This is a genomic window from Actinophytocola sp. KF-1 (genome assembly GCF_054661535.1).
In genome coordinates this window covers 26,179-42,214 of record NZ_BAAFVK010000020.1, presented here as the reverse complement: position 1 = coordinate 42,214, position 16,036 = coordinate 26,179, and the positions used below count along the sequence as shown (strand labels likewise).

The following is a 16,036-nucleotide window of genomic DNA, read 5'->3' as shown; positions in this document are numbered from 1 at the left end:
GTGACCAACTCTTTCCTCAGACTGCAGGCCAGGACCCAGCGGTTCACCCTCGGCACGCCCCGCGGCTTCCAGGTCTCGCCGGACGGCTCGCGCGTGCTCTTCCTGCGCTCGGCCGCCGGCGAGGACCGGCAGCACATCCTGTGGAAGCTGGACGTCGCGTCGGGCGAGGAGACGCGGCTCGCGGACCCGGAGGCGCTGCTCGGCGGGGACGAGGAGCTGTCCCCGGAGGAGCGGGCGCGGCGCGAGCGCAGCCGTGAGCAGGCGGGCGGCGTGGTCGGCAACGCGACCGACGCCGATGTCCGGATCGCGGCGTTCGCGTTGTCCGGCAAGGTGTTCGTCGCCGACGCGGTGACCGGCGAGGTCCGCGAGCTGGCGACCGAGGGCCCGGTGATCGACCCCCGGCCGGACCCGACGGGCACGCACGTCGCGTACGTCGCGGGTGGCGCGCTGCGGGTCGTCGCGGTCGACGGGAGCGGGGACCGGGCGCTGGCCGAACCCGAGGGGCCGGACCAGGCCTGCGGTGTCGCCGAGTTCATCGCGGCCGAGGAGATGGGCCGGGCGCGCGGCTTCTGGTGGTCACCGGACGGGACGCGGCTGCTGGTCGCGTTCACCGACAAGAGCGCGGTCCGCCGGTGGCACATCGCCGACCCGGCCAACCCCGGCGCCGAACCGAACGTGGTCGCCTACCCCGCGGCGGGCACCGACAACGTGACGCTGCGGCTGGCGGTCATCGGGCTCGACGGGTCGCGGGTGGACGTCGACCGCGGCGACGACGAGTACTTCGTCACCGCGCACTGGAGCTCGAACGGGCCGCTGCTGATCGCGCAGCAGCCCCGTGACCAGCGGCGCATGACGGTCCGGTCGGTCGACGCGGAGACCGGCGCGACGACCGTGCTCGCCGAGGACACCGACGACCGCTGGGTGGAGATCGTGCCCGGCGTGCCCGCGTGGACGGCCGACGAGCGCCTGGTCCGGGTCGCGGTCGCCGACGGCTGGAACCGGCTCGTGGTCGACGGCAAGGAGGTCACCCCGCCCGGCCTGCAGGTCCGCTCGGTCCTCGACGTCGGCGCCGACGTGCTGTTCACTGCGTCGGCCGACGACCCGACGCAGGTGCACGTGTACCGGTGGGCGGACGACGGCGTGACCCGCGTGTCCACTTCGGACGGCGTGCACACCGCGGCGCGCGGCGGCGACGTCACGGTGCTGGCGAGCTGGTCGCTGGACCACGCGGGGCCGAAGGTGTCGGTGCTGCGGAACGGCGCCGCGGTGGCCGGGATCGCGTCGCTCGCGGTGGCGCCGCCGCTGACGCCGAAGGTGCGGCTGATGACGGTCGGCGAGCGGGACCTGCGGGTCGCGCTGCTGTACCCGACGGACCACCGGCCGGGCACGAAGCTGCCGGTGCTGATGGACCCGTACGGCGGTCCGCACGCCCAGCGGGTGCTGTCCACGCGGAACTCCTACCTGGGCGCGCAGTGGCTGGCCGACCAGGGTTTCGCGGTGCTGATCGCCGACGGGCGCGGCACCCCGGGCCGTGGTGCGGAGTGGGAGCGGGAGATCGCGTTCGACTTCGCGGGCGTGACGCTGCAGGACCAGGTCGACGCGCTGCAGGCGGTCGCGGCGACGGAACCGGACCTCGACCTGTCCACTGTGGCCATCCGCGGCTGGTCGTACGGCGGGTACCTGTCGGCGCTGGCGGTGCTGCGGCGTCCGGACGTGTTCCACGCGGCGATCGCCGGCGCGCCGGTGACCGAGTGGCGGCTGTACGACACGCACTACACCGAGCGGTACCTGGGGCACCCGGACGAGCGACCCGAGGTGTACGACCGGAACTCGCTGATCGACGACGCGCCGGGGCTGGAGCGGCCGCTGCTGATCATCCACGGCCTGGCCGACGACAACGTGGTCGTGGCGCACTCGGTGCGGCTGTCGGCGGCACTGGTCGCCGCGGGCAGGCCCCATGCACTGCTGCCACTTCCGGGGGTCACCCACATGACGCCACAGGATGACGAGGTCGCGGAGAACTTCATGCTGATGCAGGTCCGCTGGCTGCGCGACGCGCTGGGGGTGGCGTGATGGACCGCTGGGGCCTGACGCTGCCGTTGACGGGCGTGCCGCTGCCCGCACACCGCGACCTGGTGCGCTCGCTGCCCGACCTGGGGTACACGGACGTGTGGTCCGCGGAGACGGCGGGCACGGATGCGTTCACCCCGCTGGCACTGGTCGCCGAGTGGGCCCCGGGCATGCGCCTCGGCACGGCGATCGCGCCGATCTACACCCGCGGCGCCGGCCTGCTGGCAATGCAGGCGGCGACCATCGCCGAACTCGCGCCGGGCCGGTTCGTGCTGGGCATCGGCACGTCGACCCCGACGATCGTGACGAACTGGAACGCGCTGCCGTTCGAGGCGCCGTACGCGCGGTCGCGCGACACCCTCCGTTTCCTGCGCGCGGCACTGCGCGGCGACAAGGTGACCGAGAAGTACGAGACGTTCGCGGTGTCGAAGTTCCGCCTCGAACGCCCGCCGACCCCGCCCCCGCAGGTGGTGCTGGCGGCACTGCGCCCGGGCATGCTGAAGCTGGCGGCACGGGAAGCGGACGGCGCGATCACCAACTGGCTGGCGCCATCGGACGTGCCCACGGTCCGCTCCGCCCTCGGCGACGAGCCGGAGCTGGTGGCGAGGATCTTCGTCTGCCCGACCACGGACGCGACCGCGGCCCGCGGCCTCGGCCGGTTGCTGATCTCCAGCTACCTGACGGTCCCGGTCTACGCGGCGTTCCACGAGTGGCTCGGCAGGGGAGAGGCGCTGCGCGGCATGCACGAGGCGTGGGCCGCGGGCGACCGCCAGGCAGCGAACGCGGCAATCCCGGACGAGGTCGTGGACGACCTGATCGTGCACGGCCCACCGGAGAAATGCCGCGAACGGGTGGCGGAGTACGTCGAGCAGGGCCTCACCACCCCGGTGATCTCCCTGCTCCCCACCGGCGACGACCCATCGGAGATGGTGCGAGCACTGGGCCGGACCTGACGGTTTCTCGCGTCCCGAAGGACGCTTTCGGGCGTTGCGTGTCCGGAGGCGTCCTTCGGGCGTTGGGGTGTCCTGAACGCGCCTGCCATGGCGCTGGCGGGGTTGCGTGTGCCGGGCGCTGCGGGGCCGCGCCCGGTCCCGTCTTGCCCCTGCCGGGCCGCTCCCGATCCAGCTCTGTGCGGGCGGACTGCGTCCGGTACAGCTTTTGCGCAGGCGGCTGTGCCCGATCCGGCTATGCCGGTTCGACTGTCCGTTGCCCGGCTCTGCCGGCCCTCGCTCGCGCTGCCCGGGCTGCGCTAAGCGCGGTTTGCTCGGTTCGGTTTCGCTCCGTCCGGTTGGCGTTACGGGGCTGTGCCCGGCCCGGTTTGGGTTGCGGGGTCTGCCTGGCCAGTGTGGACATCTGGGCTGTGCCCGGCCCGGTTTGCCCGACTTGCCCGGTGCTCGCGTTTGTGCAGGGCTGCGCTCGGGGGCTACGTCGGCCGGACGCTATCGCTGTGTGCGGGATTGCGCTGCCGGGCTACCCCCGGCCATGTCGGGGTGCTCGCCTTGCGCGAGGTTGCGTTGCCGGGCTGCGCCCGGCCGCGCGTTGCGCGGGTGCCAGGTGCGGCGTTTGCCCCGAAGTGCGGGCTGTGCGCCATCGCTGCCGGGCGCTCGACGTCTGTTCGGCCTTGCCGACCCGCGGGGCGCTTGGCCTTGTCGAGTTGCGGGCGCTTCGTGCCCAGTTCGGTCTCGCTGAGCTGCGGGCCACTGCGCGCCAGGCCGGCGTTTCGAGCGCACGGTGCCTTTTCAGCGTGCCGCGCGTCCGCAACCAGCCTGCTGCTGCAGATGGATCCGCCCGTCCAGCGTGAGGCTTCCGGCGTGCCGGGCGCTTCGCGCCCCGCTCAGCCTCCCTGCGCTTGTCCCACCCGCGCAGTCGACAAGCCGCAGCCCCAGACCCCCTGCCAAACCCACCCAGGCGGCCTCCGGCCCCCGGAATCCAGCCTACCGGCGAGCACCGACACATCACCCCCACCAGATCGTCACCTGTGGACAACCCGAGCACCTGTGGACAACCCCACCCAACCCGGGCCTCGTTGTCGGCCCCGCCCCGTACGCTGGAAACCGGGGGCCGGAGGCCGCCCCCGCAAATCTCGCCCTCAAGGTCGTTGGGCACGTGGCTTCGGCGTGCGACGCTGAACCCGGCGGTGCGAGCGGGGCTGAGGAGGCGATCGGTGCGGCCGGATGGCGCAGCCGGGTGCCCGGCGAATGGGGTCGCGCCCGCGAAGCGCCGCGTGGCACCGTCGTCTGCCTGGGGGTCCAGTACAGTCCCCCCAGAAGTTAGGTTTGCCTAAGAAGGAGTCCCATGCTGGCCAGTTCCGAGTCGGTTCGTGACCTCGTCACGGTGGCACTCGACGCCATGGCGGCGGCCGCTCCGGCCCGGCCCGTGCCGCCCGGCGGGCCCGCCGCCGTGGCCGCGACCCTCGACGTCGACCTCCTGCCCGACGACGGGGTCGGCGAGAAGGCCGCGCTCGACCAGCTGAGCAGGCTCCTCGCCGCCGGGTCCGTCGACACCTCGCACCCCTGGTGCGCGGCCCACCTGCACGGACCACCACTGGCGGTCGCCGCCGCGGCGGACCTCGTCGCCAGCATGCTCAACCCTTCCATGGACTCCTGGGACCAGGCGCCCATCGCGAGCGAACTGGAAGCCGCCCTGACCGCCGCCATCGCGCGGCTCGCCGGGCACGCCGACGCCGTGATCACCAGCGGTGGCACCGAATCCAACCTCCTCGGGCTGCTCCTCGCCCGCGAGGCGCACGGCGACGTCCAACCCGTCTGCGGCCGCAACGCCCACCACAGCGTCGCCCGCGCCGCCTGGCTCCTCGGGCTCCCCGCGCCGGTGCTCGTCGACTGCGATCAGGGGCGCATGCGGGTCGATCACCTCGAGAAGACCCTGGCCGCGCTCGGCCGGCCCGCGGCCGTGTTCGCCACCGCGGGCACCACCGACACCGGGGCCGTCGACCCCATCGCCGGCATCCGGGCCGCGGCACCGGACGCGTGGCTGCACGTCGACGCCTCCTACGGCGGCGCCGCCCTCTTCAGCGACCGCCTCGCGCCGCTGCTCGACGGCCTCGCCGACGCCGACTCCGCCGCCATCGACCTGCACAAGTTCGGCTGGCAGCCCATCGCCGCCGGGGTGCTCGCCACGAAGCGGCCGATGACGGCGCTGGACGTCCGGGCCGACTACCTCAACGCCGAGGACGACACCGACGCCGGGCTGCCCGACCTGCTCGGCCGCTCGCTGCGGACCTCCCGCCGACCGGACGCGTTCAAGATCGCCGTGACGTTGCGCGCGCTGGGGCGCCGGGGGATGGGGCAGCTCGTCGAGCACTGCTGCGCGGTCGCCGCCGAGGTCGCCGACCTCGTCGAACGGCATCCCGGCCTCGAGCTGTGGGCACGGCCCGAGCTGTCCACTGTGGTCTTCCGGCCGACCGGCGCGTCCGACGACGACGTGGCCGCGATCCGGCGGCGGCTCCTCGAGGACGGCACCGCCGTGCTCGGCCGCGCCACCATCGACGGGCGGGTGTGGCTCAAGCTGACCCTCCTGCGCCCCACCGCGACCGCCGCCGAGTACGCCGGCCTCCTCGACCTGGTGGTGCCGTGATCCGCGACGCCACCCACGACCTCGTCGGTGTCGGCATCGGCCCCGCCAACCTGTCGCTCGCCGCGCTCGCCGAACCGCTCGACGGGCTGCACACCGCGTTCTTCGAGCGGGAGAGCGCGTTCCGCTGGCACCCCGGCCTGATGATCGACGGCGCCGCGCTGCAGGTGCCGTTCCTCGCCGACCTCGTGTCCCTCGTGGACCCGACGAGCCAGCTGTCGTTCCTCGCCTACCTCCGCGACCGCGAGCGGCTGTACCCGTTCTACTTCGCGGAGAAGTTCCACATCCCGCGCGCCGAGTACGCCGACTACTGCGCGTGGGTGAGCCGTCGCCTGCCCACCCTGCGGTTCGACCAGACCGTGCGCGCGATCCGGTGGTCGGCGGCCGACGACGCGTTCGAGCTGGACGTCACGCCCGCCGGGCGGGTGCTGGCCCGCAACGTGGTGCTCGGCGTCGGGACCGAACCGAAGATCCCGGCGCCGCTGCGACCGTTCGCCGTGCACTCCGCCGACTACCTGCCCGCCCGCGACCGGCTGGTCGCCACACCCGACGTCACCGTCGTCGGGTCGGGGCAGTCCGGCGCCGAGGTGTTCCTCGACCTGCTGCGGGCACGCCCGGCCGGTCAGGGCAGGCTGCGCTGGCTCACCAGGACCCCGGCGTTCGCGCCCATGGAGTACTCCAAGCTCGGCCTCGAGCAGTTCACCCCGGACTACACGCGGTTCTTCCACGGCCTCGACGAACCGGTCCGCGACCGGCTCGTGCCCGCGCAGTGGCAGCTGTACAAGGCGATCAGCGCCGAGACCATCGCCGACATCTTCGACGAGCTGTACCAGCGGACCGTCGGCGGCGGCTGGCCGGACGTCGTGCTCGCGCCCGGGGTCGAGGTCACGGCAGCCGAGCAGAAGCCCGGCGGTGTCGAGCTGACGTTGCGGCACGTGCAGCAGGGCGGCCAGGCGACCGTCACGACCGACGCGGTCGTGTGCGCGACCGGTTACCAGGAACGGGACCTCGGCGACCTGCTCGGTCCACTCGCGACGGAGCTGGACCGGGACGCGGCGGGCAGGCTGGTCGTCGACGCCGACTACCGCGTCGGCACGGCCACGCCGGGCGCGCTCTACGTGCAGAACGCCGAGCGGCACACGCACGGCGTCGGCGCGCCCGACCTCGGGCTCATCGCGTGGCGGGCCGCGACGATCCTGAACTCGGTGTGCGGCAAGAAGGTCTACCCGCTGCCCGAGCGGACCGCGTTCACCACCTTCGGATTGTGAGGACTCCAGTGCTGACGACCTGGCGGGACGCCGGTGCCCTGATCACGCACAAGATGCTCGGGGAGCTGAGCTACGAGGGCCTGCTCGTGCCCGAAGCGGACGGTGACGGGTACGTGCTCGCACTGCCCGGCGCCACCTACCGGTTCCGGGCGCGGCGCGGCGCGTTCGAGACGTGGCACGTCGAGCCCGGCAGCGCCACCCGCGACGGCGAGCCCGTCGCGGACCCGAGACAGCTCGTCGTCGACGCGCGCGCACAGCTGGGGCTGACCGGCCTGCGGCTCGCCGACGTGCTGAGCGAGATGACCGCGACCGTCGCCAACGAGGCCGCGCGGCTGGCGCACGCGCCCACCGCGGCCGAGCTGATCGCCATGGACTACGACCACGCCGACGGCCACCTGACCGGCCACCCGCGGCTGGTGCTCAACAAGGGCCGCGTCGGCTTCTCCGCACGCGACCGCGAGGTGTACGCACCCGAGGCTGGCAAGGCGTTCCCGCTGCGGTGGTTCGCCGTGCACCGCGACTTCGCGTCGTTCCGGTGCGTGGCCGAGCTGTCCGAGGAGCAGCTGCTGACCGAGGAGCTGGGCGAGCAGTACGACGAGTTCCGCGCCGGTCTGTCCAACCCGGACGACTACGTGCTGGTGCCGGTGCACCCGTGGCAGGCGGACGAGATCATCGGGACGCTCTACGCCGCCGAGGTGGCGGCGGGCACCGTCGTGCCGGTCGGGCACAGCGCGGACGCGTACCTGCCGCACCAGACCGTCCGCACGCTCGCGAACGTCACCCACCCGGCGCGCCGCGACGTGAAGACCGCCGTCTCGGTGCGCAACACCCTCGTCTACAGAGGACTGGCAGCGGCGGCGACGCTCGCCGCGCCCGCCGTCACCACTTGGCTGCGGCAGATCAGCGCCGCGGATCCCTTGCTGGACAAGGAGTACCGGTTCGAGCTGCTCGGCGAGGTCGCCAGCGTCTCGGTGAAACACCCGCTGTTCGGGCACATCGAGGAGCTGCCGTACCGGTTCCACGAGACGCTCGGCGCGCTGTGGCGTGAGCCGTTGCGCGCCCGCGTCGGGGCTGGTGAGCGCGCGTTGTCGTTCGCCGCCCTGCCCTACCGCGGCCCGGACGGCGAGGCGGTGATCACCAGGCTGATCCGCGAGTCCGGTGTGGACACCGAGGAGTGGCTGGGCACGTGGCTCGACCTGTTCCTCACCCCGCTGCTGCACTGGCTCCTGCGGTACGGCGTCGGGTTCTGCCCGCACGGCCAGAACCTGATCCTGATCACCGACGAGCGCGGCCTTCCGGTGCGCGTGGCGATCAAGGACTTCGCGCAGGGCGTCGACCTGATGGACGAGGAACTGCCCGAGTACGCGACGCTCGCGCCGGAGGCGAACGCCGACATGCTGCGCTGGGCGCCGCACCTGCTCGCGCAGTCCCTGTTCAGCTCCGTGTTCGCCGGTCAGCTGCGGTTCCTGGCGGAGATCCTGCACGACGACCTCGGCTACCCGCGCGCGGCGCTGTGGGCGCGGGTCCGCGAGGTCGTCCGCCGCTACCGCGACGAGCACCCGGAGACCGCGGCCCGGTTCGACGCGTGCCTGCTGTTCGCGCCGGACGTCGAACGCGTCACCCTCAACCGCGAACACCTTGCGGGGCAGGGCTTCGACAAGGTCGACCGGGACGACGAGTTCGACGTGCGCTTCGGCCGCGCGAAGAACCCGCTCCACGCCCCCGATCCGGACGGCGCCTGGTGATCGTCGGTCCCCGGCCGCGCGGCCCGCGCACGCTGGCGGCGCGCGCGTCGGCGGCGGAGCCGGTCGCGGCGGAGCTGCGGGCGCGGATCGACGACGGCACGGTCCGGCGGGTGACGTTGCTGGTGCCGGACCCGCACGCGCGGTTCGCGGCGGTGGAGCTGGGCGCCCGGTTCTTCGCCGACACGGTGCTGGCGGACGGCTACGGGCTCTGCACGTACGCCTTCGCGTGGAACCCGGAACGCGCGGCCGTCGCGGCGCCGGTGTTCGAGCCGTACACCACGACCTACGGCGACCTGCGGCTGCGCCCGGACCTGTGCTCGGCACTGCCGGACGGCGACGACGGCGTGCTGGTCGTGTGCGACGCGGAGGACGTCGAGTTCGCGCCGCGCACCGTGCTGCGGCGGCAGGTGGAACGGGCGGAGGCGGCGGGCTACGTGCCGTCGGCGGGCATCGAGCACGAGGTCACGTTCACCACGCCGTCGGGTGCGCCGCTGGTGGCCGACGGCCTCGACTACGCGGCGGGCGGCCTGGACCCGCTGCGCCCCGTGCTGACCGCCGTCAGGTCCACAGTGGACGCCCTGGGCGTCGAGTCGCTGCGCGGCGAGTGCCACCCCGGTCAGTACGAGGTCGTCCTCGGCCACCGGGACGCGCTGGCCGCGTGCGACGACGCGTTGCTGCAGCAGCTGCTGGTGCGCCGGATCGCCGCCGAGCACGGGGTGCGGGCGGGATACCTGGCGGCGGAGCGGCCGGGCGCGGGCAGCTCGTGCCACGTGCACATCTCGCTGTCGCCCGGTTTCCCGCTGGAGCACTTCGTCGCCGGGGTGCTGCGGGCGGCGCCGGACCTGACGCCCTTCTGGGCGCCCACGTGGAACTCCTACGTCCGGCTGCGGACGGCGGACTTCTCGCCGCGGGTGGTGCGGTGGGGCGTCGACGACCGGACGGCGTCGGTCCGCGTGGCCGGGACGGGTGCGTCGAGGCGCGCCGAGGTCCGGTTCGCGGGGGCGGACGCGCAGCCGCACCTGGTGGTGGCGGCGATCCTGGCGGCGGGGCTGTGGGGGATCCGCGAGGAGCTCGACGTGCCCGCGCCGGGTGAGCTGCCGTCGACACCGTGGCAGGCACGGGCGGCGCTCGCGTCGTCGGACCTGGCCAGGGAGCTGCTGGGGGAGGCCGTGGTCGAGGCGCAGCTGGCACACCTCGACGAGGAGATCGCGGCGGGCTGCGACGCGGTCACCGACTGGCAGCGCCGCCGGGGTGACCTGCGTCGGTAAAAACAAGCATGCTTGCTTGATTGCGTCGCGCGTGCCATCGTGGACCGCGTGGTGGAGCTGAACGCCCTCGTCGCTGACCTGCGTGCCGAGGGGGACGAGATCGACGCGCTGGTGCGGGACCTCGCGGCGGACGGGTGGGCGCGCCAGACGCCCGCGGCGGGGTGGACGGTCGCGCACCAGATCGCGCACCTGGCGTGGACGGACGAGCGGGCGCTGCTGGCGGCCACCGACCCGGAGGGCTTCCAGGCGGAGTTCGCCGAGCAGGCGGCGCGGGCCGCGGAGGAGGGGCTCGACGGGGTCGTCGACGCCGAGGCCGCGCGGCTGGCGCAGCGGCCGGATCTGCTGGACTGGTGGCGCGCGGGCCGCGACCGCCTGGCGGCGACGCTGCTCGAACTGCCCGCGGGGACGAAGCTGCCGTGGTACGGCCCGCCCATGTCGGCGGCGTCGATGGCGACCGCGCGGTTGATGGAGACGTGGGCGCACGGCCAGGACGTGGCGGACGCGCTCGGTGTCCGGCGCACCCCGACGGCGCGGCTGCGGCACGTGGCGCACATCGGCGTGCGGACCAGGGACTTCGCGTTCATGGTGCGGGGCAAGCAGCCGCCGGCGGAGGAGTTCCGGGTCGAGCTGATGGGGCCCGGCGGGGAGTTGTGGACGTGGGGGCCCGAGGACGCCGCGCAGCGGGTGACCGGGCCCGCGCTGGAGTTCTGCCTGCTGGTGACGCAGCGTGTGCACCGCGCGGACACCGCGCTGGTGGCGGTCGGGGACGACGCCTCGGTGTGGCTGGACATCGCGCAAGCGTTCGCCGGTCCGCCCGGCACGGGGCGCGAAGTCGGGAGTCGGGGATGAGCGGGGGTGCGGCCTCCGGCCCCCGGATCCACGCTACCGGAGGGCACCGACAGTTTCGCGCTTGCGGAGGATGGTTGTCCACAAGGGGCTTCGTCGAGGGGTTGGCCTCCGGCCCCCGGATCCACGTTACCGCGGGGCACCGACAGAACCGGATCGGCGGAGTGCGGTTGTCCACAAGGCAGTTCGTCGGAGGGCTTCCGGTGGCCTCCGACCCCCGGATCCACGTTACCGGAGGGCACCGACAATTCCGGGCTTGCGCAGGACGGTTGTCCACAACGGGGTTTGATGAGCGGGGGTTGGCCTGCGGCTCCCGGCACCGCGTGAGCGGAGAGCACCGCGGAGTGTGGCCGGAGTTGGCCTCCGGCCCCCGAATCCACACTACCGGTGGGCACCGACAGTTTCGGGCTTGCGGAGGATGGTTGTCCACAAGGGGCTTCGTCGAGGGGCTGGCCTCCGGCCCCCGGATCCACGTTACCGGAGGGCACCGACAGTTTCGGTGCCGCGGCGGAGGGTTGTCCACAGCTTGGATGGCCCGCGTGGTTGAGGGGCGACCGGCTTGGCGTGGTGGGACTGGCGGACCGGGTCGCGAGAACCGCGTAGGGCGTGCCCGGGAGCGGCTCGCGTGCGTGCCTGCAGCGCACCGGGGTGCGGCCTCCGGCCCCCGGAACCACACTACCGGGGACCACCGACAGCGTTGTGCGTCCCGCGGCGGGTTGTCCACAGGGGTCGCTCCCGGATGGGCTGGATTGTCGGTGTCATGCCGTAGCGTTGAACCGGGGGCCGGAGGCCAACCCTCATGACTGTTCGTATCGGTAACGCGTCCGGGTTTTACGGGGACCGGCTCTCCGCCATGCGGGAGATGCTCACCGGTGGCCCGCTCGACTACTTGACCGGCGACTACCTCGCCGAGTTGACGATGTTGATCCTCGGGCGGGATCGGATGAAGGACCCGTCCCGCGGCTACGCGCGGACCTTCCTGCGCCAGCTCGAGGACACGCTCGACATCGCGCTCGAGCGGGGCGTTCGGATCATCACCAACGCCGGCGGGCTCAACCCCGCGGGGCTCGCCGCCGCCATCCGGGAGTTGCACCCGCACGTCACGGTCGCCCACGTCGAAGGGGACGACCTCCTCGCCCGCGGTTTCGACGGGGCCCTCACCGCCAACGCCTACCTCGGGTGCTGGGGCATCGTCGAGTGCCTGAACGCGGGCGCGGACATCGTCGTCACCGGGCGGGTCACCGACGCCTCCCTCGTCGTCGCGCCCGCTGCGCACCACTTCGGGTGGGGGCGGGACGACTTCGACCGGCTCGCCGGGGCGACCGTCGCGGGGCACGTCATCGAGTGCGGGACCCAGGCGACCGGCGGCAACTTCGCCTTCTTCACCGAGGTCGCCGACCTCACGCACCCCGGGTTTCCCATCGCGGAGATCGAGGACAGCGGCTCTTCCGTCATCACCAAGCACGACGGGACCGGCGGCGCGGTCACCGTCGACACCGTCAAGGCCCAGCTGCTGTACGAGATCGCGGGCCCCCGCTACCTCGGGCCCGACGTCACCAGCCGCTTCGACTCGATCCGGCTCAGCCAGGACGGGGCCGACCGCGTGCGGATCGACGGGGTGGTCGGGGAGGCGCCGCCCGGCACGCTCAAGGTGTGCGTCAACACCCTCGACGGGTTCCGCAACTCGATGACGTTCGTCCTGTGTGGACTGGACATCGACGCCAAGGCCGCGCTGGCCCGACGGCAGCTCGAGGACACCCTCGGCGCCGATGGTCTGGAGTGGACGCTCGCGCGCACCGACCACGCGGACGCCGACACCGAGGAGGCCGCCTCCGCGCTCCTCCACGTCACCATCCGCACCCCGGATCCCGGGCGTGCCAAGGCGTTCTCCCGCGCCGCCGTCGAGCTCGCCCTCGCCTCCTACCCCGGCTTCACCCTCACCTCCCCGCCCGGCGACGGCTCACCCGTCGGCGTCTACCGGCCCGAGTACGTGCCCCAGGACGCCGTCGAGCACGTCGCCGTCCTCCCCGACGGGACCCGCACCACCATCGCGCCGCCCGGGGTGACCGCGGTGGCGCCCGTCGCCGCCCCGGAGGACGACAGCCCGGTCCCCGGTGGACCCACCAGGCGGGTGCCCCTCGGCACGATCGTCGGCGCGCGGTCCGGGGACAAGGGCGGTGACGCCAACCTCGGCGTCTGGGTCCGCGACCCGGCCGCCTACCCATGGCTCGCCGCCGAGCTGACCGTCGACCGGGTCCGGGAGCTGCTGCCCGAGGCCGAGGACCTCGACATCGAGCGGCACCCGCTGCCCAACCTGTCGGCGCTCAACTTCGTGTTCCACGGGCTGCTCGGCAAGGGCGTCGCCGCCTCCAGCCGGTTCGACCCGCAGGCCAAGGCGCTCGGGGAGTGGCTCCGCTCCCGCCACGTCGACATCCCGGAGGAACTCCTGTGAGCGAGCGCGACGGCGTGCCAGCGGCAGAGCGAAGCGAACCATTCAACACCGTGAACCCCTTCGACACGCCCGAGCGGCGGGCGTTGCGGGAGACGACACGGCGCTTTGTCGAGAAAGAGGTACGGCCACATCTCGACCAGTGGGAGCGCGACGGCGAACTGCCGCGCGACCTGCACCGCAAGGCCGGTGAGCTGGGGCTGCTCGGCGTCGCCTTCCCGGAGAGCGTCGGCGGCGGGGGCGGGGACGTCATCGACGCGACCGTCGTCACCGAGGAGGTCCACTACGCGGGCGGCTCCGGCGGGCTCGTCGCGTCCCTGTTCACCTCCGGCATCGCGCTGCCGCACATCGTCACGGCGGGCGACCCCGAGCACGTCGAGCGCTGGGTCAAGCCGACCCTCGCGGGCGAGAAGATCGGGTCGCTCGCCGTCACCGAACCGGACGGCGGTTCGGACGTCGCGAACGTGCGCACCACGGCCAAACGGGACGGTGGCCACTACGTCGTCAACGGCGCCAAGACGTTCATCACCTCGGGTGTGCGCGCCGACTTCGTCACCACCGTCGTCCGCACCGGCGACGCGGGCGCCCACGGGCTGTCGTTGCTGGTGGTGGAGAAGGGCACGCCGGGGTTCACCGTCACCCGCAAGCTCGACAAGATGGGCTGGCACTGCTCGGACACCGCCGAGCTGTCCTACGTGGACGTCCGCGTCCCCGCGCGGAACCTCGTCGGCCAGGAGGGGCAGGGGTTCGCGCAGGTCGCGACCCACTTCGTCACCGAGCGGCTCGCGCTCGCCGTCCAGGGGTACGCCACCGCGCAGCGGGCGCTCGACCTCACCGTCGAGTGGTGCCGGCTGCGGGAGACGTTCGGGCGGCCGCTCATCAGCCGTCAGGTCGTGCAGCACAAGCTCACCGAGATGGCCCGGCGCGTGGACGTCGCCCGCACCTACACCCGCAACGTCGCGCTCCGGCACGCCGCCGGTGAACACGTGATCGCCGAGGCGTGCTTCGCCAAGAACACCGCCGTCGAGACGGGCGAGTGGGTCGTCAACGAGGCCGTGCAGCTGCACGGCGGGCTCGGCTACATGCGCGAGTCCGAAGTGGAACGCCACTACCGGGACGTCCGCATCCTCGGTATCGGCGGTGGCACCAACGAGATCCTGACCGGGCTGGCCGCGAAAGTGCTGGGTTACCACGCATGACAACGATCAACTCCACCGTGGACGTCACGTCCGCAGAGCACAAGGCCAACCGCGAGGCCATGCTCGAGAAGCTCGCCGAGATCGAGGCCGAGCACGCCAAGGCCGTCGCGGGTGGTGGCGACAAGTACGTCGAGCGGCACCGCAAGCGCGGCAAGCTGCTCGTCCGCGAGCGCATCGAGCTGCTGCTCGACCCCGACTCGCCGTTCCTGGAGCTGTCGCCGCTCGCCGCGTGGGGCACCGACTACAAGGTCGGCGCCAGCGTGGTCACCGGCATCGGGGTGGTCGAGGGCGTCGAGTGCCTGATCAGCGGCAGCGACCCGACGGTCAAGGGCGGCGCGAGCAACCCGTGGACCACCAAGAAGTCGTTCCGCGCCGCCGACATCGCCGCGCAGAACCGGCTGCCGACGATCAACCTCGTCGAGTCCGGCGGCGCCGATCTCCCCACGCAGAAGGAGATCTTCATCCCCGGCGGCCGGATCTTCCGCGACATCACGCGGGCGTCCGCCGCGGGCTGCCCGACCGTCGCGCTCGTCTTCGGCAACTCCACCGCGGGCGGCGCGTACCTGCCGGGCATGTCCGACTACGTGGTGATGGTCAAGGAGCGCGCCAAGGTGTTCCTCGGCGGGCCACCGCTGGTCAGGATGGCGACCGGCGAGGAGTCCGACGACGAGTCACTCGGCGGCGCGGAGATGCACGCCCGCACGTCCGGGCTCGCCGACTACCTCGCCGTCGACGAGGAGGACGCGATCCGCATCGGGCGCCGGATCGTCGCGCGCCTCAACTGGCGCAAGCAGGGCCCGCAGCCGGCGAGCGTCTACAGTGAACCGCTCTACGACGCCGAGGACCTGCTCGGCATCGTGCCGACCGACCTCAAGGTGCCGTTCGACCCGCGGGACGTGATCGCCCGCGTGGTCGACGGCTCGGACTTCGACGAGTTCAAGCCGCTCTACGGCACGAGCCTCGTCACCGGCTGGGCGCGCGTGCACGGCTACCCGGTCGGCATCCTCGCCAACGCCCGCGGGGTGCTGTTCAGCGAGGAGTCGCAGAAGGCGGCCCAGTTCATCCAGCTCGCCAACCAGATCGACACGCCGCTGATCTTCCTGCACAACACGACCGGCTACATGGTCGGCAAGGAGTACGAGCAGGGCGGCATCATCAAGCACGGCGCCATGATGATCAACGCGGTGTCGAACTCGAAAGTGCCGCACATTTCCATCCTCATGGGCGCGTCCTACGGCGCCGGGCACTACGGCATGTGCGGCCGCGCGTACGACCCGCGGTTCCTGTTCGCCTGGCCCAGCGCCAAGTCGGCGGTCATGGGCCCGCAGCAGCTCGCCGGTGTGCTGTCCATTGTGGCCAGGCAGGCGGCCGCGAGCCGGGGCCAGGAGTACAACGAGGAGCACGACGCCGCCATGCGGGCCATGGTGGAGAACCAGATCGAGGCGGAGTCGCTGCCGATGTTCCTGTCCGGCATGCTCTACGACGACGGCATCATCGACCCGCGCGACACCCGCACGGTGCTCGGCATGAGCCTGTCTGCCATCCACAACGGACCGATCAAGGGCGCCGACGGCTTCGGCGTCTTCCGGATGTGAGCGGG

Annotated in this window: 10 protein-coding genes; all 10 read left to right on the top strand. The window is 72.8% G+C overall.

The window, feature by feature from the left end; all coding sequences use genetic code 11:
• Window positions 1-2,073: a S9 family peptidase gene (locus tag ACYQ77_RS41370; RefSeq protein ID WP_459722466.1), complete on the top strand. Its 2,073-nt coding sequence runs from the start codon at window positions 1-3 to the stop codon at window positions 2,071-2,073.
• Window positions 2,073-3,023, top strand: a complete 951-nt coding sequence (locus tag ACYQ77_RS41365; RefSeq protein ID WP_459722463.1) for an LLM class F420-dependent oxidoreductase — start codon at window positions 2,073-2,075, stop codon at window positions 3,021-3,023. The genes ACYQ77_RS41370 and ACYQ77_RS41365 overlap by 1 nt, the downstream gene beginning before the upstream one ends.
• A gap of 1,342 nt (window positions 3,024-4,365) precedes the next feature.
• On the top strand, window positions 4,366-5,664 hold the full coding sequence (locus tag ACYQ77_RS41360) for a pyridoxal phosphate-dependent decarboxylase family protein (RefSeq protein WP_459722460.1): 1,299 nt from the start codon (window positions 4,366-4,368) through the stop codon (window positions 5,662-5,664).
• A complete protein-coding gene (locus ACYQ77_RS41355; protein WP_459722457.1) occupies window positions 5,661-6,929 on the top strand; it encodes a lysine N(6)-hydroxylase/L-ornithine N(5)-oxygenase family protein in 1,269 nt (422 codons plus the stop codon). The genes ACYQ77_RS41360 and ACYQ77_RS41355 overlap by 4 nt, the downstream gene beginning before the upstream one ends.
• A gap of 53 nt (window positions 6,930-6,982) precedes the next feature.
• A complete protein-coding gene (locus tag ACYQ77_RS41350; protein ID WP_459722652.1) occupies window positions 6,983-8,674 on the top strand; it encodes an IucA/IucC family protein in 1,692 nt (563 codons plus the stop codon).
• Complete coding sequence (locus ACYQ77_RS41345; protein ID WP_459722456.1) at window positions 8,671-9,942, top strand: type I glutamate--ammonia ligase; 1,272 nt, start codon at window positions 8,671-8,673, stop codon at window positions 9,940-9,942. The genes ACYQ77_RS41350 and ACYQ77_RS41345 overlap by 4 nt, the downstream gene beginning before the upstream one ends.
• A gap of 48 nt (window positions 9,943-9,990) precedes the next feature.
• Window positions 9,991-10,791: a TIGR03084 family metal-binding protein gene (locus tag ACYQ77_RS41340; RefSeq protein ID WP_459722453.1), complete on the top strand. Its 801-nt coding sequence runs from the start codon at window positions 9,991-9,993 to the stop codon at window positions 10,789-10,791.
• 796 nt (window positions 10,792-11,587) lie between these two features.
• The gene (locus ACYQ77_RS41335) at window positions 11,588-13,240 is read left to right on the top strand and encodes an acyclic terpene utilization AtuA family protein (RefSeq protein ID WP_459722451.1); all 1,653 of its coding nucleotides are present in this window, start codon (window positions 11,588-11,590) and stop codon (window positions 13,238-13,240) included.
• Between the two features lie 50 nt (window positions 13,241-13,290).
• A complete protein-coding gene (locus tag ACYQ77_RS41330) occupies window positions 13,291-14,436 on the top strand; it encodes an acyl-CoA dehydrogenase family protein (protein ID WP_459722449.1) in 1,146 nt (381 codons plus the stop codon).
• Complete coding sequence (locus tag ACYQ77_RS41325; RefSeq protein WP_459722447.1) at window positions 14,433-16,031, top strand: acyl-CoA carboxylase subunit beta; 1,599 nt, start codon at window positions 14,433-14,435, stop codon at window positions 16,029-16,031. The genes ACYQ77_RS41330 and ACYQ77_RS41325 overlap by 4 nt, the downstream gene beginning before the upstream one ends.
• Window positions 16,032-16,036: the final 5 nt, after the last annotated feature.